At 59.2% G+C, this 20,637-nt stretch carries 20 protein-coding genes and 1 pseudogene; 16 read left to right on the forward strand and 5 right to left on the reverse strand.

Going from position 1 to position 20,637, the window contains the following annotated elements:
* Positions 1-35 precede the first annotated feature (35 nt).
* The 4 genes from coaBC to argB all read left to right on the forward strand — a co-directional run bounded on the left by coaBC (position 36) and on the right by argB (position 5,343).
* Positions 36-1,244, forward strand: coding sequence for a bifunctional phosphopantothenoylcysteine decarboxylase/phosphopantothenate--cysteine ligase CoaBC (gene coaBC, locus D3M70_RS24435; protein ID WP_120128161.1), 1,209 nt, complete (start codon positions 36-38; stop codon positions 1,242-1,244).
* A gap of 6 nt (positions 1,245-1,250) precedes the next feature.
* A complete protein-coding gene (gene dut, locus D3M70_RS24440) occupies positions 1,251-1,706 on the forward strand; it encodes a dUTP diphosphatase (RefSeq protein WP_120128162.1) in 456 nt (151 codons plus the stop codon).
* 106 nt (positions 1,707-1,812) lie between these two features.
* Complete coding sequence (locus D3M70_RS34330; protein ID WP_375233024.1) at positions 1,813-4,413, forward strand: phosphomannomutase/phosphoglucomutase; 2,601 nt, start codon at positions 1,813-1,815, stop codon at positions 4,411-4,413.
* Between the two features lie 24 nt (positions 4,414-4,437).
* Entirely contained in the window at positions 4,438-5,343 is a 906-nt protein-coding gene (gene argB / locus D3M70_RS24450; protein ID WP_120128163.1) for an acetylglutamate kinase, read from the forward strand.
* Positions 5,344-5,409: 66 nt separating this feature from the next.
* Here the strand turns inward: argB and D3M70_RS24455 are convergent, their stop codons facing one another.
* Both D3M70_RS24455 and pyrE read right to left on the reverse strand, forming a co-directional pair.
* The gene (locus D3M70_RS24455) at positions 5,410-6,024 is read right to left on the reverse strand and encodes a DUF4124 domain-containing protein (RefSeq protein ID WP_120128165.1); all 615 of its coding nucleotides are present in this window, start codon (positions 6,022-6,024) and stop codon (positions 5,410-5,412) included.
* Positions 6,025-6,046: 22 nt separating this feature from the next.
* The gene (gene pyrE, locus D3M70_RS24460; RefSeq protein ID WP_062379786.1) at positions 6,047-6,688 is read right to left on the reverse strand and encodes an orotate phosphoribosyltransferase; all 642 of its coding nucleotides are present in this window, start codon (positions 6,686-6,688) and stop codon (positions 6,047-6,049) included.
* Positions 6,689-6,770: 82 nt separating this feature from the next.
* Here pyrE and D3M70_RS24465 point away from each other — a divergent pair, with 82 nt between their 5' ends.
* Entirely contained in the window at positions 6,771-7,550 is a 780-nt protein-coding gene (locus tag D3M70_RS24465; protein ID WP_037016693.1) for an exodeoxyribonuclease III, read from the forward strand.
* A 186-nt stretch (positions 7,551-7,736) separates the two neighbouring features.
* Here the strand turns inward: D3M70_RS24465 and D3M70_RS24470 are convergent, their stop codons facing one another.
* Both D3M70_RS24470 and rph read right to left on the reverse strand, forming a co-directional pair.
* The gene (locus D3M70_RS24470; RefSeq protein WP_120128166.1) at positions 7,737-8,105 is read right to left on the reverse strand and encodes a DUF4870 domain-containing protein; all 369 of its coding nucleotides are present in this window, start codon (positions 8,103-8,105) and stop codon (positions 7,737-7,739) included.
* Positions 8,106-8,154: 49 nt separating this feature from the next.
* A complete protein-coding gene (gene rph, locus D3M70_RS24475; RefSeq protein ID WP_120128168.1) occupies positions 8,155-8,877 on the reverse strand; it encodes a ribonuclease PH in 723 nt (240 codons plus the stop codon).
* Positions 8,878-9,180: 303 nt separating this feature from the next.
* Between rph and D3M70_RS24480 the strand changes: the two genes are divergently transcribed.
* The 6 genes from D3M70_RS24480 (at position 9,181) to D3M70_RS24505 (ending at position 14,448) form a co-directional block, all read left to right on the forward strand.
* Complete coding sequence (locus tag D3M70_RS24480; RefSeq protein ID WP_120128169.1) at positions 9,181-10,044, forward strand: YicC/YloC family endoribonuclease; 864 nt, start codon at positions 9,181-9,183, stop codon at positions 10,042-10,044.
* 13 nt (positions 10,045-10,057) lie between these two features.
* Complete coding sequence (gene gmk, locus D3M70_RS24485) at positions 10,058-10,678, forward strand: guanylate kinase (protein ID WP_120128170.1); 621 nt, start codon at positions 10,058-10,060, stop codon at positions 10,676-10,678.
* 128 nt (positions 10,679-10,806) lie between these two features.
* Positions 10,807-11,070 carry a DNA-directed RNA polymerase subunit omega gene (gene rpoZ / locus D3M70_RS24490; RefSeq protein WP_004887180.1) on the forward strand — a complete coding sequence of 88 codons (264 nt, stop codon included), beginning with the start codon at positions 10,807-10,809 and terminating at the stop codon, positions 11,068-11,070.
* A gap of 60 nt (positions 11,071-11,130) precedes the next feature.
* Positions 11,131-13,239 (forward strand): bifunctional GTP diphosphokinase/guanosine-3',5'-bis pyrophosphate 3'-pyrophosphohydrolase, encoded by a 2,109-nt coding sequence (gene spoT / locus D3M70_RS24495; protein ID WP_120128172.1) that lies wholly within the window; start codon positions 11,131-11,133, stop codon positions 13,237-13,239.
* Between the two features lie 24 nt (positions 13,240-13,263).
* The gene (locus D3M70_RS24500) at positions 13,264-13,644 is read left to right on the forward strand and encodes a RidA family protein (RefSeq protein WP_062379797.1); all 381 of its coding nucleotides are present in this window, start codon (positions 13,264-13,266) and stop codon (positions 13,642-13,644) included.
* 66 nt (positions 13,645-13,710) lie between these two features.
* Positions 13,711-14,448 carry a hypothetical protein gene (locus D3M70_RS24505; RefSeq protein ID WP_120128421.1) on the forward strand — a complete coding sequence of 246 codons (738 nt, stop codon included), beginning with the start codon at positions 13,711-13,713 and terminating at the stop codon, positions 14,446-14,448.
* 24 nt (positions 14,449-14,472) lie between these two features.
* Here the strand turns inward: D3M70_RS24505 and D3M70_RS24510 are convergent, their stop codons facing one another.
* Positions 14,473-14,874: a GFA family protein gene (locus tag D3M70_RS24510; RefSeq protein WP_120128423.1), complete on the reverse strand. Its 402-nt coding sequence runs from the start codon at positions 14,872-14,874 to the stop codon at positions 14,473-14,475.
* 325 nt (positions 14,875-15,199) lie between these two features.
* Between D3M70_RS24510 and D3M70_RS24515 the strand changes: the two genes are divergently transcribed.
* From D3M70_RS24515 to D3M70_RS32390, 5 genes and pseudogenes are all read left to right on the forward strand, one after another.
* Positions 15,200-16,507 carry a CitMHS family transporter gene (locus tag D3M70_RS24515; protein ID WP_120128174.1) on the forward strand — a complete coding sequence of 436 codons (1,308 nt, stop codon included), beginning with the start codon at positions 15,200-15,202 and terminating at the stop codon, positions 16,505-16,507.
* Between the two features lie 67 nt (positions 16,508-16,574).
* Positions 16,575-17,342, forward strand: a complete 768-nt coding sequence (locus D3M70_RS24520) for a TerC family protein (RefSeq protein ID WP_120128175.1) — start codon at positions 16,575-16,577, stop codon at positions 17,340-17,342.
* Between the two features lie 261 nt (positions 17,343-17,603).
* Positions 17,604-18,894: Na/Pi cotransporter family protein (locus D3M70_RS24525; protein ID WP_256659967.1), on the forward strand; the 1,291-nt coding region annotated here is incomplete at its 3' end.
* Position 18,895: 1 nt separating this feature from the next.
* Positions 18,896-19,197, forward strand: a pseudogene (locus D3M70_RS33665) (Na/Pi cotransporter family protein); the annotation flags it as partial.
* Positions 19,198-19,264: 67 nt separating this feature from the next.
* The coding region (locus D3M70_RS32390; protein ID WP_165869886.1) for a pitrilysin family protein at positions 19,265-20,637 on the forward strand (1,373 nt) is incomplete at its 3' end.

A 20,637-nucleotide genomic window follows, 5' to 3' on the forward strand; every position in this document is an offset into this window, starting at 1 on the left:
ATTGCCGCGTGTTAACTCGACCAAAAGGCAGGCCTATGCAGCGGCTGTATCGGAAACGCATCGTTCTCGGCGTCGGCGGCGGCATTGCGGCCTACAAGAGTGCCGAACTGGTCCGCCGATTGCGCGACCATGGGGCAGAAGTGCGCGTGGTCATGACCAAGGGCGGCGCCGAGTTCATCACCCCGCTCACCATGCAGGCGCTGTCCGGGCACCCTGTCCACATGGACCTGCTGGACCCTGCCGCTGAGGCAGCGATGGGCCACATCGAGCTGGCCAAATGGGCGGACATGGTGCTGATTGCACCGGGCACCGCAGACCTGATCGCACGCCTGGCCCAAGGCATTGCCAACGACCTGCTCACCACCGTGGTGTTGGCGACCGATGCCATCGTCGCCGTCGCACCTGCCATGAATCAGGCGATGTGGCGAGATCCCTCCGTGCAAGCCAATCTGCAATTGCTTGAACAACGTGACTTCCGCATGTTTGGCCCAGCGAGTGGTAGTCAGGCCTGTGGCGACGTGGGTTACGGCCGCATGCTCGAACCCAACGATCTGGCGCAGAGCGCAGCGGACTGCTTCCAGCGTCTGACGCTGACCGGTAAGCATGTGCTCATCACCGCCGGCCCGACCCAGGAAAACATCGACCCGGTGCGCTATATCACCAACCATAGCTCCGGAAAAATGGGCTTCGCCCTGGCAGAAGCCGCGGCCGAGGCGGGTGCACGGGTCACGCTGATCACCGGCCCGGTCAACCTGCAGACACCGGATCGGGTTTCACGCATTGACGTCGTCAGTGCCCGTGACATGCTGGCTGCTTGCGAGGCCGGGATGCCGTGCGACCTGTTCATCGCCTCTGCTGCCGTCGCCGACTACCGCCCGGAAGTCGTCGCACCACAAAAACTGAAGAAAGACCCTACGAATGGCGATGGTCTGCTGCTGCAGATGGTCCGCAACCCGGACATTCTCGCCACCATCGCACAACGCCAGGATCGCCCGTTCAGTGTCGGTTTCGCCGCCGAAACCGAACACCTGCTCGACTACGCCGCACGCAAGCTCAAGGATAAGAACCTCGACTTGATCATCGCCAACGACGTTGCCAATCCCAGCATTGGCTTCAACAGCGAAGAAAACGCGTGCAGCGTGATCGACCGAGCGCTGAAGGAAACGCTCTTCGCCCAGACCAGCAAGGCCAAGATTGCCCGCCAGCTGGTGTCTTTTATCGCTGATCGCATGAACCAGGTTTAATCACGTATGCACGCTCTACAAGCCAAAATCCTCGACCCTCGCATTGGCAGCGACTTTCCGCTTCCGGCCTATGCCACCACCGGCTCTGCTGGTCTGGACCTGCGCGCCATGCTCAAAGAGGAAACGGTACTCGAACCCGGCCAGACCCTATTGATTCCCACCGGCCTGTCGATATACATCGCAGATCCGAGCCTTGCCGCCTTGATCCTTCCGCGCTCCGGCCTGGGCCACAAACACGGCATCGTACTGGGCAATCTGGTCGGTCTGATCGACTCCGATTACCAGGGCGAACTGATGGTGTCCTGCTGGAACCGTGGCCAGACCGCTTTCAAGATTTCCATCGGCGAACGTATCGCGCAGTTGGTGTTGGTTCCGGTCGTTCAAGCTCACTTTGAAGTCGTCGAAGAGTTCGACGAAAGCCAGCGCGGCGCAGGTGGTTTCGGCCATTCCGGCAGCCATTGATCCTGCACCAATCGCCTTGGCAAGGCAGTCTTTGAGGGACTAAAAGCCCCGCCCCGATGCAAAATCATAAGAACCGCCCAGGAAGCTCGAGCAGGGAGAGTCAAGTTTGAAAGGCATCAAGCGCACAGCGAAGGCGACGCCTCACCCAGAAACGACTGACGCAGCGGGCAAGGACTCAAACCTGAGTCTGGCGACCCCGGGGCTTTTCCCCTCCCTTATCGGCCTGTTCGCCGCAGCCGTTCTGGTCTGGCTGGGCCTGCTCAGCCAACCGCAGGAACAGGATCAACTGGCTCAAGCCTGGGGCACCGCGCAGGCGGGTGCCATCGGCAAGGCGTTACGCCAGATCAGCGCAGGTACCCAGGCCGCGGCCATGGATCCGACCCTGGCCCAAGCAGTGCATAGCAATGATCCGACACGGATCGAAGCCGCCCAGAATCAGCTCGCCTACCGCGACGGCGTGATTGGCGCTCGGCTCAGTCCTCCTGGTTTCAATAACGTCGACAACCAGGGCTCATTGCCGGTCAGCTTCGCGACGCTGGATATGCTCGCCAAGGCAAGCAAGGGTGAAATGCCTGCGCCGGAAGCACGCAAAATGGGTGACAGCTGGGTGATTTACAGCGTCGCGCCGTTGCGCACGGCACCCGACGCACCGGTCAACGGGACCCTGCTGCTGGCTTTCAAGCTGCAACGGTTGACCAATGCCTTGCCGGAGGCTCCCGCCGAAGTCGGGCAGATCGTGCTGAGTCAGCAATTCGGTGATGCACCGGCGCAGAGTTTTCTGACACGCGGCCAAGCCAATGGCGGTCGCGCTGTGGACTTCCCAACCGGCTACCCCAACTGGAAACTGACCTTCACGCCGGGTCCCGCACTGGACTCCTCGCCTCCCTCTTTAATGCTGCTACTGGCGGCAATCGTCGCCGTCGGCAGCCTGCTGCTGGGGCTGTATCTGAACGAAAGCGCGTTGAAACGTCGCGTGGCCGCAGATGCCCGACAGTTGGAGCAACTGCTGCAAGAACTCTCGGGCGGAAAGGCCGTCAAAGCTTTCGGCCTGAGCATGGCCGCCCTCAATGGGCTGGCTCAGAGTCTGGCGCAGTTGTCGTTGCGCAATCAGCCGGTCGCCCCCGTCGCGGCCACGAACAATGTTTCGCCTGACACCGCACTCGGTTCGACGAGCAGCACCGCAACGTTTACGCCACTCGGCTCACGTGACACCGAGCTGACCGATCCGCTGTTTCAAGACACCGACATTCTCGACATCGACTTGCTCGATGAATCTCAGGACGCCCTGAAGTCGGAGCACTCCCACACCATGAGCAGTACCGCAAACACCGCACCCCAATTCCCGGATACCATTTTTCGCGCCTATGACATCCGCGGCATCGTGGGTGAGACCCTGACCGGAGAAACCGCTTACTGGCTGGGCCGTGCCATTGGCGCGCAGAGCCTGGCCGAGGGTGAGCCCAATGTATGCGTCGGCCGAGACGGCAGACTCTCCGGCCCCGAACTTGTCGCTCAACTGATCAAGGGGCTGTATGACAGCGGCTGCCACGTCAGTGATGTCGGGCTGGTTCCGACTCCCGCCCTGTACTACGCCGCCAGCGTGCTCGAAGGCAAAACCGGCGTGATGCTCACTGGCAGCCACAACCCCAAGGACTACAACGGCTTCAAGATCGTCATCGCAGGCGATACGCTCGCCAACGAACAGATCCAGGCGCTGCACGACCGTATCAAGCGCCACAACCTTCCAGCCGGCAAAGGCAGCGTGAACAAGGTCGACATCCTCGATCTTTATGCCGGGCAAATCACCAATGACGTAGTCCTGGCGCGCCGACTCAAAGTGGTGGTCGATTGTGGCAACGGAGCAGCAGGCGTTATCGCGCCTCGACTGCTGGCAGCCCTCAACTGCGAAATCATCCCGCTGTTCTGCGAAGTCGACGGAAACTTCCCCAACCATCATCCCGACCCGGGCAAGCCGGAAAACCTTCAGGACCTGATCGCCAAGGTCAAGGAGACGGGCGCCGACCTGGGCCTGGCGTTCGATGGGGATGGCGATCGGGTAGGTGTCGTCACCAACGCGGGCAGCGTCGTATACCCTGATCGCCTGCTGATGCTGTTCGCTCGGGATGTCGTGAAGCGCAATCCGGGAGCCGACGTCATCTTCGACGTGAAATGCACCCGTCGCTTGATACCGTTGATCCAGGAATACGGCGGTCGCCCGGTAATGTGGAAAACTGGTCATTCGTTGATCAAGAAGAAGATGAAAGAAAGCGGCGCGCTATTGGCTGGCGAGATGAGCGGCCACATCTTCTTCAAGGAGCGCTGGTTCGGTTTCGACGACGGCATCTACAGTGCCGCGCGCCTGCTGGAGATTCTCAGCCAGGAAAAGCTCAGCGCCGAAGACCTGTTCAAGACTTTCCCGAACGATCTGTCGACACCGGAAATCAACATCAAGGTCACCGAAACCAGCAAATTCAGCATCATCGAAGCGCTGGAGCGGGATGCCCAGTGGGGCAAGGCCAATCTCACGAACATCGACGGTGTGCGTGTCGACTATCCGAAAGGCTGGGGCCTGGTTCGTGCGTCCAACACGACGCCGGTTCTGGTGCTGCGCTTCGAAGCCGAGACCGAGGACGAACTGCAACGGATCAAGGACATCTTCCACACCCAGTTGAAAAACGTAGCACCGGACCTAGAACTTCCTTTTTGATCAAACTTTTTGAGTGGAGCCCAAATGACCCTCGAACGTGATGCCGCAGCCAATGCCGCCAAGGTCCTTTCCGAAGCGTTGCCTTATATCCGACGCTTCGTCGGCAAGACGCTGGTGATCAAGTACGGCGGCAACGCCATGGAAAGCGAAGAGCTCAAGACCGGCTTCGCGCGCGACATCGTGCTGATGAAGGCCGTGGGCATCAACCCGGTCGTGGTACACGGCGGGGGACCTCAAATCGGCGATCTGCTCAAGCGCCTGTCCATTGAAAGCCACTTCATCGACGGTATGCGCGTCACCGACTCGCAGACCATGGATGTCGTGGAAATGGTATTGGGCGGCCAGGTCAACAAGGACATCGTTAATCTGATCAACCGCCATGGCGGCAGTGCAATCGGCCTGACCGGTAAAGACGCCCAGTTGATCCGTGCGAAGAAAATGAACGTTACCCGCCAGACCCCGGAGATGACCAAGCCGGAAATCATCGACATCGGTCATGTCGGCGAAGTGGTGGGCATCAATACGGACCTGCTGAACATGTTGGTCAAAGGCGACTTCATTCCGGTGATCGCGCCAATTGGTGTGGGCGCTGACGGCGAGTCCTACAACATCAACGCCGACCTGGTTGCCGGCAAAGTAGCTGAAGCTCTGAAGGCTGAAAAGCTGATGCTGCTGACCAACATCGCAGGCCTGATGGACAAGGAAGGCAAGGTACTGACCGGCCTGACCACCGAGCAGGTCAACGGCCTGATCGCCGACGGCACCATCTATGGCGGCATGCTGCCGAAGATCCGATGCGCGCTGGAAGCAGTGCAGGGCGGTGTGACCACCTCGCACATCATCGACGGTCGCGTTCCGAACGCCGTGCTGCTGGAAATCTTCACCGACACCGGCGTCGGCACCCTGATCAGCAACCGCAAACGTCACTGATCGCGGATCCCGCGCAAAAAAAGACCCCGCCGGCGTAACCGGCGGGGTCTTTTTTCATTCTGGCACTCAATGCCCAAGCAGTTGCTGCAATCGCACCTTGTCCTGAGCGAACTCGGCATCGGCCTGCTTGCGTGCGGTCTGATATCGCAGGATATCGAGCTTGAGATTCTGCTGCTGATCACGCACATCCGCCATCTGGTCGATCAGGCTTTGCGGCACCTGTCGCCCCGCGCGCTCCTGATCGGCCGCCTGGGTTTGCAACGCACCCTGCTGAGTTGTCAGCCCTTGAATATTGCCCTGGGCTACGGAAATCAGCGCATCGAGCTCCGCCAGCTTGCGGGTCCGGGCACGATCGACATCGGTCACGCTGCTGTACAGATGCAGCAACTGCGCATCAGCCTCGGCCTGTAGTCTGGCAGCCTGCGCTGCAGCCTGAGCCTTCCGGGCCTCGTCAGCGGTCGGCGCAGGCGGAATCGTCTGGATCACGCGCCCGCGCTGATTCAACACCTCGTAGCCTTTACCTGCGTATTCGGCAGGCACGCCCTGGCGGTCAAGAACCGTCACGCCGCGACTGTCGACATAGCGATAGAGCACGATGCCTGGGTTCTCGTCAGCCTGAACGCTTGCCACGCACACCACACCCAGCAACAGACAAAGACCCACTGAGCCCGACTTGAGCATAAAAACGAGATCCCCTGACGACTCAGATTCCGTATTGAGCCCGATACGCTTCAACGGCTGGAAGGTGCTGCTTGAGCTGAGGATCATCGGCCAGGAACTCGAGGACCTGATTCAACGAAACGATGCTCACCACCGGAATGCCGAAGTCGCGCTCAACTTCCTGGATCGCCGAAAGCTCGCCGTTGCCGCGTTCCTGGCGGTTCAGTGCGATCAACACGCCTGCGGCGTTCGCGCCCTGCGCCTGAATGATCTGCATGACCTCGCGAATCGCGGTGCCTGCGGTGATCACGTCGTCGATGATCAGCACGTCGCCGGTCAATGGAGCACCGACAAGACTACCGCCTTCACCATGGGCCTTGGCTTCCTTGCGATTGAAGCACCACGGTAGATCGAGGTTGTGATGATCTGCCAAAGCCACGGCTGTCGCGGCCGCCAGGGGGATACCCTTGTACGCCGGCCCGAAAAGAACATCGAAGGAAATCCCGCTTTCCACCACAGCAGCCGCGTAGAACTTGCCCAACTGGGCCAGTGCCGAACCACTGTTGAAAAGACCGGCATTGAAGAAGTAAGGACTGGTGCGTCCTGACTTCAACGTGAACTCACCGAAGCGCAAAACCCCGCGATCGATGGCAAAACGAATGAAATCGCGCTGATACGCTTGCATGAAAAAAGCCCCGAATACCACGGATTTAGCTAATTAGGTAGAGCTCGGGTATCATACACGCACGTGATTTTTGGGGCCATTTATGCGGATCATCAGTGTGAACGTTAATGGTATTCAGGCTGCAGTCGAGCGTGGTTTGCTCAGTTGGCTGCAAGCCCAGAATGCCGACGTCATCTGCCTTCAGGATACCCGCGCCTCCGCCTTTGAACTGGACGATCCAGCCTTCCAACTGGATGGCTACTTCCTGTATGCCTGCGATGCCGAAGTTCCTGCCCAAGGTGGCGTGGCGCTTTACTCGCGACTGCAACCAAAGGCGGTAATCAACGGTCTGGGCTTTGAAACAGCCGACCGTTACGGGCGATACCTGCAAGCGGATTTCGACAAAGTCAGTATTGCAACTTTGCTGCTCCCGTCCGGGATGAACGGCGATGAAGACTTGAATCAGAAGTTCAAGCTCATGGACGACTTCGGCAAGTATCTGGACAAGCAGCGACGCAAGCGTCGCGAGTACATTTATTGTGGCTCGCTCTACGTTGCGCAGCAGAAGCTGGATATCAAGAACTGGCGCGACAGCCAGCAATCTCCTGGTTTCCTGGCACCCGAACGGGCGTGGATGGACGAGATTGTCGGCAACATGGGCTATGTCGATGCCCTGCGCGAAGTCAGCCGCGAAGGCGACCAGTACAGCTGGTGGCCGGATAACGAACAGGCCGAGATGCTGAATCTGGGCTGGCGGTTCGACTACCAGTTGCTGACCCCGGGTCTGCGCCGCTTTGTTCGCAGCGCACGCCTGCCACGCCAGCCGCGTTTCTCGCAACACGCGCCGCTGATCGTGGACTACGACTGGACCTTGACGATCTGACGTCCAGTTGCTCAAAAAAAAGCCGACGCGAAGTCGGCTTTTGTTTTTCCGCAATACTGCGATCTGTAGCAGTCCGGCTTGCCGGCGGCATCGATCTCGAAGTCGTCACCGCCGGCAAGCCGGACTGCTACAGGTGTGCGTAGAAGAGAAAGACTCCCGCGATCACTGCGGGGCCGGCCACCAACGCTATTTGATCAACCGCCAGGTAAATGGATAGCGGTAGGCAATTCCGTCGTTGACCTTGATCCCGGCGATGATCGTCAGCACCAGCGCACCGACGCCTACCAGCATCAACAGCGGGAAGCCGATGACGATGACCATCAACAGGAAGCAGATCATCGCGGCGATGGCCACGGTGATCTGGAAGTTCAGGGCTTCCTTGCCCTGAGCGTCGATATACGGATCTGTTTCTTTCTTCAATTGCCAGACAATCAGCGGCCCGAGCAAATTACCGAACGGAAAGATCAGGCCGAAAAACGCCGCGAAATGGCACAACATCGCCCATTGGCGGACTTCCTTGCTCGGCACTGGTTGCGGCGGCTGACTGTCGATCATTGTGCTGCCTCTGTTCTGACAGATATAAACCGTAAGACCGAGGCAATGCTCAGTCGGCAAGTGCTGCTTTCTGCAACTCGAAGATCTCGTTCATGCCTTTCTGGGCCAGTGCCAGCATGGCGTTCAGCTCTTCAGGCTGGAACGGCGCACCCTCGGCAGTGCCCTGCACCTCAATGAAGCCACCGGCGTTGGTCATCACCACGTTGAGGTCGGTCTCGGCGGCGGAATCTTCCAGGTAATCCAGATCCAGCACTGGCTCACCCTGATACATGCCCACCGAAACGGCGGCAATCATTTGCTTGAGCGGATCGCCGCCTTTCAGGCCCCCGCGCTTCTTGATGGTTTTCAAGGCATCGATCAGCGCGACCATGGAACCGGTAATCGAAGCGGTACGAGTGCCGCCGTCGGCCTGAATCACATCGCAATCGACATACAGGGTCACATCACCCAGCTTGGACATGTCCAGGGCAGCGCGCAGGGAACGACCAATCAGACGCTGAATCTCAAGAGTACGACCGCCTTGCTTGCCACGACTGGCTTCACGCTGGTTACGCTCACCTGTGGCACGGGGCAGCATGCCGTATTCGGCGGTGAGCCAACCCTGGCCCTGACCTTTGAGAAAACGTGGCACGCCGTTTTCGACGCTGACGGTGCAGATCACCTTGGTGTCGCCGAACTCGACCAGTACAGACCCTTCGGCGTGCTTGGTGTAGTTGCGGGTGATGCGGATCGAGCGAAGCTGATCGGCAGCGCGACCACTTGGACGTTTCATCTGGGATACCTGTACTGAGACGGAAAACTGACGTGCATTATAGAGGCGCAAGCTCGCGCTGGGGACATCAAATGATCCATCGATGACCATCGGCCCAGGTGTCGCCCCATGAATTGGCATTACCCTACAAAACAAGCGGTGCATTCCTTCAGTCCGTGCGGCATTGCAGCATTTGGGCGCGAACCTCGCTCTGAGCTACAATCTGGCGCCTTTATAGCCTGTCGTTCTTTACGACGTTCGTTCGGGCAGAACACCGCCCCGGGCAGGCTACCGCCAACACCTGACTAAACAGAGGTACTTCCCATGGTGCACAGCATGACCGCTTTCGCCCGTGCCGAACGAGCCGGCACACAAGGCACGCTGAGCTGGGAACTGCGCTCGGTCAATCATCGCTATCTCGAACCACACCTGCGCCTGCCGGAATCCTTCCGCGACCTGGAAAGCGCCGTACGCGAAGCGCTACGCCAAGGTCTGTCACGGGGCAAGATCGAATGCACCCTGCGCTTCACCGAAGAAACCGCAGGTAAACCGCTGCAGGTTGATCGCGAGCGTGCCAGCCAGCTGGTCGCCGCTGCGGAAACCGTCGCCAGCCTGATCAAGCAACCTGCCGCGCTGAACCCGTTGGAAGTGCTGGCCTGGCCTGGGGTTCTCGTGGCTGACGCGTCCGATCCCCAAGCCCTGAACAACGATGCGCTGGCGCTCTTCAATGAGGCGCTGGACGAATTGAAAGCCGGGCGCGCCCGTGAAGGCGCAGACCTGGCCAGACTTCTCGACGAACGGCTTTCCTCAATCAAGACCGAAGTGGCTACCCTGCGCACCCTCGTGCCGCAGATGCTCGCCACTCAGCGTCAGAAAGTGCTCGATCGCTTCGCTGATATGAAGGCAGAGCTCGATCCCCAGCGTCTGGAGCAGGAGATGGTCCTGCTGGCGCAGAAGAGCGACGTCGCCGAGGAACTCGACCGTCTGAGCACCCACGTCACTGAAGTTCGCCGCGTACTCAAGACCGGCGGACAGGCCGGTCGCCGCCTGGACTTCCTGATGCAAGAGCTCAACCGCGAAGCCAATACACTGGGCTCCAAAGCCTTTGATCCTCGCAGCACCCAAGCCGCGGTCAACCTCAAGGTGTTGATCGAGCAGATGCGCGAACAAGTGCAGAATATTGAGTAAGGCCAATTCCGACATGACCCACAGCACCGGCACTCTGTACATCATTTCCGCCCCTTCGGGCGCGGGCAAGACCAGCCTGGTCAAAGCCCTGATCGATGCTCAGCCGCAGATTCGCGTCTCCGTATCGCACACCACACGGGCCATGCGCCCTGGTGAAGTGGACGGCGTGAATTACCACTTCGTCGACCGCGCCGAATTCGTGCGCATGATCGAACACGGGGATTTCCTCGAACAGGCCGAAGTCTTCGGCAATCTCTATGGCACCTCGCAAAGCCGTCTGCAGCAGACGCTGGATGAAGGCCATGACCTGATTCTGGAAATCGACTGGCAGGGCGCCGAGCAAGTGCGCAAACTGATGCCTCACGCTCGCTCGATCTTCATTCTGCCACCGACCCAGCAGGCGCTGCGTCAACGACTGACCAACCGCGGCCAGGACAGCGACGAGATCATCGAGGGCCGGATGCGCGAGGCCGTCAGCGAAATGAGCCACTACGTCGAGTACGATTACATCGTCATTAATGATGATTTCGCCACCGCGCTGGAAGACCTCAAAGCCATCTTCCGTACCAATTTGCTCACCCAGGAGCATCAGCAGCAGCGCTTCCAGGAGCTACTTGCACAACTGCTGGCGTGATTGCAGGGTTGTAAAAATCGACCGCTTGTGGCTTGCCGCTTGAAGCTTGTGGCTGTCCGCTTGTAAACTACCGAGTCCGCTCGCCCATCCGGGCACCGCGCATACCGCATTTGCTACGAGGAATACCCATGGCCCGCGTGACCGTTGAAGACTGCCTGGAACATGTAGATAACCGCTTTGAGCTGGTCATGCTCGCCACCAAACGCTCGCGTCAACTGGCGACCGGCGGCAAAGAGCCAAAGCTGGCCTGGGAAAACGACAAGCCTACCGTTGTTGCCCTGCGTGAAATCGCAGCTGGCCTGATGGATTACGCCGTCATTGCAGAAGCTGAAATCGTTGAAGATGAACCATTGTTCGCTGCGTTCGAGGACGAGTCCAACGAGGCCGTCTAAGCCTATGCCCGGTCGACGTAGCAAGGCGCAGGGTCAGAGCCATCGGCAAGGAGTTGCATCTTGCCGAGCATAGACGCCCTCGCCGATCGCCTGTCGACCTACCTCGGCAAAGACCAGGTCAATCTGGTTCGCCGAGCGTACTTCTATGCCGAACAAGCCCACGACGGCCAACGCCGTCGCAGCGGCGAAGCCTACGTCACGCACCCGCTGGCGGTGGCCAATATCCTTGCCGACATGCACATGGACCATCAGAGCCTGATGGCCGCGATGCTGCATGATGTGATCGAAGACACAGGCATCGCCAAGGAAGCGCTCTGTGCGCAGTTTGGCGAAACCGTGGCCGAACTGGTCGACGGGGTCAGCAAACTGACCCAGATGAACTTCGAGACCAAAGCCGAAGCCCAGGCAGAAAACTTCCAGAAAATGGCCATGGCCATGGCGCGCGACATTCGTGTGATTCTGGTCAAGCTCGCCGACCGTCTGCACAACATGCGCACCCTCGAAGTGCTGTCAGGCGAAAAACGCCGACGCATCGCCAAGGAAACGCTCGAAATCTACGCCCCCATCGCCAATCGCCTTGGCATGCACAGTGTGCGTATCGAATTCGAAGACCTGGGTTTCAAGGCGATGTACCCCATGCGTTCTTCGCGCATCGGTCAGGCGGTCAAACGCGCGCGGGGCAATCGCAAGGAGCTGGTCAACAAGATTGAAGAGTCGTTGAGCCACTGCCTTGCCGTCGACGGTATCGAAGGCGAAGTCAGCGGGCGACAGAAGCACCTTTACGGCATTTACAAGAAGATGCGCGGCAAGCGTCGGGCCTTCAACGAGATCATGGACGTCTACGCGTTCCGGATCATCGTCGACAAGGTCGACACCTGTTATCGCGTGCTGGGGGCTGTACATAATCTGTACAAACCGCTGCCTGGCCGCTTCAAGGATTACATCGCGATTCCCAAAGCCAACGGCTATCAGTCGTTGCACACCACCCTGTTCGGCATGCACGGCGTCCCCATCGAAATCCAGATTCGCACCCGCGAAATGGAAGAGATGGCCAACAACGGCATCGCCGCACACTGGCTATACAAATCCTCGGGTGACGAGCAGCCCAAAGGCACCCACGCACGCGCCCGTCAATGGGTCAAAGGCGTGCTGGAAATGCAGCAACGCGCCGGCAACTCCCTGGAATTCATTGAAAGCGTGAAGATCGACCTGTTCCCGGACGAGGTCTATGTGTTCACCCCTAAAGGCCGGATCATGGAGTTGCCCAAAGGCTCCACGGCTGTCGACTTCGCCTATGCGGTACACACTGACGTTGGCAATAGCTGCATCGCATGTCGCATCAATCGTCGGCTTGCCCCACTGTCCGAGCCCCTGCAAAGCGGCTCGACAGTTGAAATCGTCAGTGCACCGGGAGCGCGACCCAATCCGGCGTGGCTCAACTTTGTCGTCACCGGCAAGGCCCGCACCCACATTCGGCACGCACTCAAACTGCAACGACGCTCAGAATCCATCAATCTTGGCGAACGCCTGCTGAACAAGGTGCTTAACGGCTTCGACAGCAGCCTGGAAAAGATCCCGAACGAACGTCTGCAGCTGATTCTCGCCGAGTATCGGGTCGAGGTCATCGAAGACCTCCTCGAAGACATCGGGCTGGGCAATCGCATGGCCTACGTCGTTGCACGGCGCCTGCTCGCCAGTGAAGGTGAACAACTGCCAAGCGCAGAAGGGCCATTGGCGATCCGCGGTACCGAGGGCCTGGTGCTCAGCTACGCCAAGTGCTGCACGCCGATTCCGGGCGATCCGATCGTCGGCCACCTGTCCGCAGGCAAAGGCATGGTCGTGCACCTGGACAACTGCCGCAACATCAGCGAAATCCGCCACAACCCGGAAAAATGCATTCAACTGTCCTGGGCCAAGGACGTTACTGGCGAATTCAACGTCGAACTGCGCGTCGAGCTTGAACACCAGCGCGGGCTTATCGCGCTGCTGGCAAGCAGTGTGAACGCGGCCGACGGCAACATTGAGAAAATCAGCATGGACGAGCGCGATGGTCGTATCAGCGTGGTCCAACTGGTGGTCAGCGTGCACGACCGCGTGCACCTGGCCCGCGTGATCAAGAAACTGCGCGCCCTGACCGGCGTGATCCGCATCACCCGCATGCGCGCGTAGCCAAACCGCCAACAGGAGTTTTTCATGAGCAAGACCGTCATCTCCAGCGACAAAGCCCCTGCCGCCATCGGCACGTACTCTCAGGCGATCAAAGCTGGCAATACCGTCTACATGTCCGGCCAGATCCCACTGGACCCGAAAACCATGGAACTGGTCGAAGGTTTCGAAGCACAGACCGTTCAAGTGTTCGAAAACCTTAAAGCAGTGGCTGAAGCGGCAGGCGGCTCGTTCAAGGACATCGTCAAGCTGAACATCTTCCTGACCGACCTGAGCCATTTCGCCAAGGTCAACGAGATCATGGGCAAATACTTCGAACAGCCTTACCCGGCGCGCGCCGCCATTGGCGTTGCCGCCCTGCCTAAAGGCGCCATGGTCGAAATGGACGCCGTGCTGGTCGTCGAGTAAATCCCCTGCGGAGCGCATACGACGCTCCGCCACCCTCTCAGAGCAAAGGAAGGACTCCGCATGCATATGCGCGTCGCGTTCGCCCTCTCGCTGTTGGCCGCGCTACTGAGCGGCTGTGCCAGCCATTCCAACAAAACCCCGGACGGTGTCTGGGTCAACCAGGCGGCAATCGATGCTGCGGCCGAAGGTGGCAATCTTCGCCAGTCGTTGCTCGCGTATGGGCCGACGCTGGAGTGGAATATCAACACGGCAGCAGGGCAGGCAACGTCTTACAACGGTTTTGAACTCACCGAGGGCAAGGTCGCCAAGGACCCGGACGGTTCCTGGAAAGTGAACGTCTACGGCAGCGCGTCCGATGAGTTGAAACTCAAGAGCGACGAGCTGGTACAGAGCGCCAGCGACTCAGGCCCTGAACAGCACTTCAAGATGCCCAAGCAGCCAGCGCCAGCAGGCGCGCAGCCGGGAACCAGTTTCGAGCGAGCGCTGTACACGGCCTATCTGGGCGGGAAGTGGACGATCGTCAACGGCGACGGCCAGGGCAGTGTGGTCGAGTTTCAGCCCGATGGCAGTGTGACCGGCCTACCAGGCAATGATCGTTACGCCCTGTGCCTGGCTGGCGACTGCGCCGCCATGAGCGGTGAGTATGACAGCATGTGGCTTGAGAAGAACGAACGCGGCAATCCCTGGGTGTTCGTGCGTCAGGGCAAGCAGCTGGAAATTTTCCAGGCCGTGAACAATGCGCAGGCCACCGAAATGCCCGACCTGCGCCCGGGCGAGCGACACTGGGTACTGGAGAAGAACTGATCTGACAGCGAGGAGCGGACGTCGTTATATCGCTTCTTCCCGCTGCTCTGGCAGGCCCTCATCCAGATGCAGCCACGGCAATCGGCTATCGGTCCAGATATGCCGATCTGCCGGAGCCTGCTCGGGGTGATCGAGGGTCGCAATAGTCACATCCATCGTCTCAGGGCTATTGCGACTGAACAACGCCGCCTGCGCACCGCAGTTGTTGCAGAAAAAGCGCACGCAGGTGGGGCCGGAGTCATACGCCGCCGGACTGCCCGCCAGCCACTTGAACGCCTCCAATGGCACCGTGATCCAGGTCACTACGATCCCGCCTGACGTCCGTCGACAGATCGAGCAATGACAATGAGCGATGTCGCGCAACGGCGCATCGAGTTGATAGCGCAGATTGCCGCAATGGCATCCGCCGGTATGCACTTGAGTCATGCTCATACTCCCGATCATGTTTAAGGTCTGACTGCCTCGTGGCGCAATAACTTCATTTTTCCTACAACGACCAACGTAACGTCAACGAAAGCTGGCTGAAAGCTTGGCCCTTTAGCATCTCCCCACCGCCGGCGACAGACCGGTCAGCCAGGATGAACGGCCTTCGTCGTTCTCCGGCCCATCTACAACAACAATTCGGTGATTCTGATGCTCGCTCTTGTTCTTCTGTGCCCCTCGTTCGCTCCCCCACTCCACGCGCCGCTCGTACTGAGCTGATTGCCTTCGTCTCGTCCGTTTCACGTCGCGTACCGCCTGGAGTATTTCTATGTTGACCTTCCTCGGCTTCGCCATGGTCGTCGCCTTTATGTACTTGATCATGAGCAAGCGCCTTTCAGCGCTGATCGCCCTGATCATCGTCCCTATCGTCTTCGCCCTGTTCGGCGGCTTCGCCTCCGGTATTGGCCCCATGATGCTTGCGGGCATTACCAAGCTGGCGCCGACCGGCGTCATGCTGATGTTCGCCATTCTCTACTTCGCACTGATGATTGACTCCGGCCTGTTCGACCCGGCCGTGCGCAAGATTCTCAAGCTGGTCAAAGGTGATCCGGTAAAAGTCTCGGTGGGTACTGCCGTGCTGGCGCTGGTGGTTTCCCTGGATGGAGATGGCGCTACCACCTACATGATCTGCGTGGCTGCGATGCTGCCGCTGTACAGCCGCCTGGGCATGAGCCCGCGAATCATGGCCGGCCTGATCATTCTGGCGGGCGGTGTCATGAACATGACGCCATGGGGCGGTCCGACTGCGCGGGCAGCCAGTGCGCTGCATGTCGACCCATCGGACATCTTCGTTCCCATGATTCCCGCCATGCTTGCAGGGGTGATCGCCATTCTTGTGATCGCTTACTGCTACGGCAAACGCGAGCGAGCGCGCCTTGGCGAGCTGCACTTGCCAGGCGACGAAGTCGATCACAGCGAAATCAGCGTCTCGCAGTTTCCAGATGCCCGTCGTCCGAAACTCATCTGGTTCAACGGCGCCCTGACACTGGCACTGATGGTCGCTCTGATCATGGGCCTGCTGCCGCTGCCGGTGCTGTTCATGATCGCGTTCAGTATCGCCATGATCGTCAATTACCCGTGCCTGCAGGCGCAGAAAGACCGTATCGCCGCTCACGCCGGCAGCGTGCTGGCGGTGGTCGGTCTGATCTTCGCGGCGGGTATTTTCACCGGTATCCTGTCGGGCACCGGGATGGTGGATGCGATGTCGAAAAGCCTGCTGGCGGTGATTCCCGATGCGATGGGTCCCTACCTGGCGGTCATCACAGCCGTGGTCAGCATGCCCTTCACGTTCTTCATGTCCAATGATGCGTTCTACTATGGTGTGCTGCCGGTGCTTGCCGAAGCCGCCGCGCACTACGGCATCAGCCCGGTCGAAATGGCACGTGCCTCGATCGTTGGTCAGCCCGTCCATTTGCTGAGCCCATTGGTACCGTCGACCTACCTGTTGGTGGCACTGGCCGGCATCGAATTTGGTGATCACCAGCGCTTCACCCTCAAATGGGCCGTGCTGGTCTGCGTGTGCATAATGGTCGCCGCGCTGCTGATGGGGATATTCCCCGTCTTCAGCAGTCTATAAGGCAAACACATCGGCTCGCTGGCGGACCACCGTCAGCGAGGCTTAAACAAGCTCAAAGGAAAACGTAATGGAATGGCTGACCAACCCTGAGATCTGGGTTGCTTTCTTCACCCTGACAGCCCTGGAGATCGTTCTGGGCATCGACAACATCATCATGATCTCGATCCTGGTCAGCCGCATGCCCAAAGCGATGCAGCCGCGCACGCGGATTTTCGGTCTGGCGCTGGCGATGGTCACGCGCATCCTGCTGCTGCTGTCGATTACCTGGGTCATGCGCCTGACTGACGACCTGTTCGTGGTCATGGGCGAAGGCATTTCCGGCCGCGACCTGATCCTGTTCTTCGGTGGTCTGTTCCTGCTGTGGAAAAGCTCGCAAGAGATCTACCACGGCATGGAAGGCGAGGAAGAGCAGCTTGATGAGCCGAAGGGCAAGGGCGGGCTGTTCATATACACGATCATCCAGATCGCGATCATTGACATCGTGTTCTCGCTGGACTCAGTCATCACGGCGGTCGGTATGGTTTCCCACGTCCCGGTGATGGTGGCCGCGATCATCGTCGCCGTCCTGATCATGATGCTGTGCTCGGGCGTCATCAGCGAGTTCATTGATAAGCACCCTTCGCTGAAAATGCTGGCGCTGTCGTTCCTGATCGTCGTCGGTACCGTGCTGATTGCAGAATCCTTCGACGTGCATGTGCCTAAGGGCTACGTGTACTTCGCCATGGCGTTCTCACTGGCGGTTGAAGCCATCAACATCAAAATGCGCATCGCGATGGCGAAAAAGAGGGCGATGAAGGACCCCGTGAAACTTCGCAAGGACGTTCCGGGTCAATAACATCCGATGCGTTGTAGATGAGACAGAAACGGGGCGTCCTTCAGCGCCCCTTTTTCTGGCCTTGAAAATGGTCAAACGACTGATATGTGACAGATTTGTTTCAAGAAACAATCTGCTGTGCCATGCTGGCAATAAGGCCTCCGGCCGACTAAAAGCTTTAGTTGAGCATGCTGATCACTAAAAAATGCCCATGCGCTTTCGCTCGCTACACGCTGCACTTTCACTTCCTGCCCAATGGGCGCTTAACAGGGGGCTTTCCGTATGCTGACCCTGCTCGATTTGCTTTCCGCCGTCGCGCTGCTGATCTGGGGCACGCACATCGTTCGAACCGGCATCCTGCGCGTCTACGGCTCGCAGTTGCGTCGTGTGCTCAGCCACAACATGTCCAAGCGTCCGCTGGCCTTCGTCGCCGGTATTCTCGTCACCGCACTGGTGCAGAGCAGCAATGCCACTGCGATGCTGGTCACGTCCTTCGTTGGCCAGGGGTTGATGGGCCTGACGCCCGCGCTGGCGATCATGCTGGGTGCGGACGTGGGTACAGCCGTGATGTCGCGAATCCTGACGTTCGATCTGTCATGGCTGTCGCCACTGCTGATCTTTCTCGGGGTGATGCTATTCCTTTCTCGCAAACAGACGCGTCTCGGCCAACTGGGTCGTGTCGGGATCGGTCTGGGGCTGATCATTCTGGCATTGCAGTTGATCGTGACCGCCGCTGCACCCATCACCCAGGCTGCTGGAGTGAAAGTGCTGTTCGCCTCGCTGACCGGCGACATTCTGCTCGACGCCCTGGTCGGTGCGATGTTCGCACTGATCTCCTACTCCAGTCTGGCGGCCGTGCTGCTGACCGCCACCCTGGCGGGTGCGGAAATCATCAGTCTGCCCGTGGCCATTGGCCTGGTAATCGGCGCCAACATCGGCAGCGGCCTGCTGGCGTTTCTCAGCACCAGCATGCAGAACGTCGCCGGCCGCCAGGTCGCGCTGGGCAGCTTGTTGTACAAGCTCATCGGGCTGTTATTGATCATCCCGGTGTTGACGCCGCTGGTTCACTGGATGGAGACGCTGAACGTCAGCCCCTCGAGCCTGGTGATCACTTTTCATGTGATCTACAACTCGCTTCGCTGCCTGATCATGTTGCCTACGGTCGGGCCGATGGGTCGTCTCTGTGCGACGATCCTGCCGCAACAGGCGGAGGTCAATGGGGCAGTCAAACCCCGCCATCTGGATCTGACGGCGCTGTCGACACCCAGCCTGGCGCTGGCCAACGCGGTGCGGGAAACGCTGCGTATGGGCGATCTGATCGACAGCATGCTCAATGCCATGCAGGAAGTGCTGCGTGGTAACCAGACTGCGGTGACTCAGGAAGTGCGGCGCCTGAATGATGACGTGGAAGTGCTCTACAACGCGATCAAGCTCTATCTGGCGCAGATGCCCAGAGAAGATCTGAGCGATCAGGACAATCGCCGTTGGGCTGAAATCATCGAGCTGTCGATCAATCTGGAACTGGCGAGCGGGCTCATCGAGCGTATGCTGCGTAAGGTTCAGCAGCAGAAGANTTCATGAGCAACTGATGGCGAACCTGCGCCTCGGATTGTCGGTTTTCCTGAGCGGAGATCCGGAAAGCGCTCGGCAACTGCTGCGTGAAAAGCGTCGTTTCCGGGCACAGGAGCGGCGCCTGGCGCATGCCCATGTCAGCAGACTGCAACGTAAAATCGTGCAGAGTATCGAGACCAGTTCCTTGCACCTTGAACTAATCGCTGACATGAAACGTTTGAATTCACTGTTCTGCAGCAGCGCCTATGCCGTTCTCGAGACAACTGACACCGGAGCCTTGTCCAGCGAAAGCCAACCAGAATAATCGGGATGAACGCCGGGGCGGTACTGAAGTCTGTTACACATACCGGCCCGCAAGGAAGCCCGTTTTTATGCGTTGCCTGCTGTTCGTTTGTCTGTTTTTGACATCTCTCCCCTCAATGGCCCTCGACCGCTTTCAGGTGGAGGGCTATGTCTTGCCCAACGGTTTGCAGTTGCTGCTCAAACCCGCTGAAAAAGGCCACGTTTCCATCCGCCTCGTGGTCGGTATCGGGTTTGACGACTTCCCGTGCAAAGACAAGGAGCTGCCACATCTGCTCGAACATTTGCTGTTCAGCGGCATCGACAACTCAGGGGAAGGCGGTCTGGAGCAGCAGATGCAGGCGCTGGGCGGCGACTGGAACGCTTTCACCAGCAACACCGACACCACGTTCGTGATCGAGGCGCCCGCACAGAACCAGCGCAAGGTTCTGGACCTGCTGCTGAACGTGCTGACCCACACCCAGATCAATCAGGCCAATCTGGACACCGCCAAACGCATCGTCGAACGTGAAGACGGCGGGCACTATTCCCACTTGCAGCGCTGGCTGGACAAGCGCGACCTGGGCCATAGCGCCAGCAATCAAGTGGCCGTGGAGCTGGGACTCAAGTGCTCGGAGCGGCCGGAAGTCGATCATCTGACGCTGGAGCAGATCGAGAGCATTCATGACAACTGGTACGCCTCCAACAACATGACGCTGATCATCGTCGGCGAGCTCGACAAACTGCTGCCCGCCTATCTGGAGCGTACCTTCGGGCAACTCAATGCAGTAGATCCGACCGAACACCCGCCGCTTCCCACTATCGATGGAAAAGCGGAACCCGAGCGGACGCTCATTCGTGGCGCGCTGGGTGACGGCGCCAAACTACACTTGCTGTTCACCGAGCCTGATATGGGCGAGCAGCACGATGAGACCTGGGACTTGGTGAAGGCCTACCTGGATTGGGCGCTGTACAGTGAGCTGCGCCTGGACAAGGGCTATTCCTATGGGCCATGGGCCGACCGCGAGGCGTTTGGCGACACGGGCTTTCTCAGCCTGAACGCGGATCTGGCCCGCGATGACGTTGACGCAGCCGTGGCTGCGGTTCGTTCGATGCTGGAGCGATTGCGCAAAGAGGGCATGGACCCGGCGACATTCGCTCGCCTGCAGCAGGCGTCGATTGCCAAACAGGCGTGGGCGGTGCAGGGCAATAGCGCATTGGCTGACTACTACTGGGGCGCATTGAACGATTATGCGGACGGCCGCTTCGAAGACCCGGCCAAACGCACCCGCGGCGTGAGTCTGGATCTGGCGAACCGAGCGATGCGTCAGTTGCTGGCCCAGCCAGGATACCTGCGGATTGAAGAGCCACTGGTCAGCTATGACGAGCTGTATGAGATCGGGCTGGCGGCAATCGTATTGCTGGGTCTGGTTGTGTTCTGGCGCTGGCGTGTTTACAGAAGACG

The sequence above is a fragment of the Pseudomonas sp. LS-2 genome (genome assembly GCF_003605735.1).
GTDB lineage: Bacteria > Pseudomonadota > Gammaproteobacteria > Pseudomonadales > Pseudomonadaceae > Aquipseudomonas.

Excerpts from the sequence above, each read along its gene's own strand:
- coaBC (WP_120128161.1), top strand. The coding sequence starts at position 36 with ATGCAGCGGCTGTATCGGAAACGCATCGTTCTCGGCGTCGGCGGCGGC.
- dut (WP_120128162.1), top strand. The coding sequence starts at position 1,251 with ATGCACGCTCTACAAGCCAAAATCCTCGACCCTCGCATTGGCAGCGAC.
- argB (WP_120128163.1), top strand. The coding sequence starts at position 4,438 with ATGACCCTCGAACGTGATGCCGCAGCCAATGCCGCCAAGGTCCTTTCC.
- D3M70_RS24455 (WP_120128165.1), bottom strand. The coding sequence starts at position 6,024 with ATGCTCAAGTCGGGCTCAGTGGGTCTTTGTCTGTTGCTGGGTGTGGTG.
- pyrE (WP_062379786.1), bottom strand. The coding sequence starts at position 6,688 with ATGCAAGCGTATCAGCGCGATTTCATTCGTTTTGCCATCGATCGCGGG.
- D3M70_RS24465 (WP_037016693.1), top strand. The coding sequence starts at position 6,771 with ATGCGGATCATCAGTGTGAACGTTAATGGTATTCAGGCTGCAGTCGAG.
- D3M70_RS24470 (WP_120128166.1), bottom strand. The coding sequence starts at position 8,105 with ATGATCGACAGTCAGCCGCCGCAACCAGTGCCGAGCAAGGAAGTCCGC.
- rph (WP_120128168.1), bottom strand. The coding sequence starts at position 8,877 with ATGAAACGTCCAAGTGGTCGCGCTGCCGATCAGCTTCGCTCGATCCGC.
- D3M70_RS24480 (WP_120128169.1), top strand. The coding sequence starts at position 9,181 with ATGGTGCACAGCATGACCGCTTTCGCCCGTGCCGAACGAGCCGGCACA.
- gmk (WP_120128170.1), top strand. The coding sequence starts at position 10,058 with ATGACCCACAGCACCGGCACTCTGTACATCATTTCCGCCCCTTCGGGC.
- rpoZ (WP_004887180.1), top strand. The coding sequence starts at position 10,807 with ATGGCCCGCGTGACCGTTGAAGACTGCCTGGAACATGTAGATAACCGC.
- D3M70_RS24500 (WP_062379797.1), top strand. The coding sequence starts at position 13,264 with ATGAGCAAGACCGTCATCTCCAGCGACAAAGCCCCTGCCGCCATCGGC.
- D3M70_RS24505 (WP_120128421.1), top strand. The coding sequence starts at position 13,711 with ATGCGCGTCGCGTTCGCCCTCTCGCTGTTGGCCGCGCTACTGAGCGGC.
- D3M70_RS24510 (WP_120128423.1), bottom strand. The coding sequence starts at position 14,874 with ATGACTCAAGTGCATACCGGCGGATGCCATTGCGGCAATCTGCGCTAT.
- D3M70_RS24515 (WP_120128174.1), top strand. The coding sequence starts at position 15,200 with ATGTTGACCTTCCTCGGCTTCGCCATGGTCGTCGCCTTTATGTACTTG.
- D3M70_RS24520 (WP_120128175.1), top strand. The coding sequence starts at position 16,575 with ATGGAATGGCTGACCAACCCTGAGATCTGGGTTGCTTTCTTCACCCTG.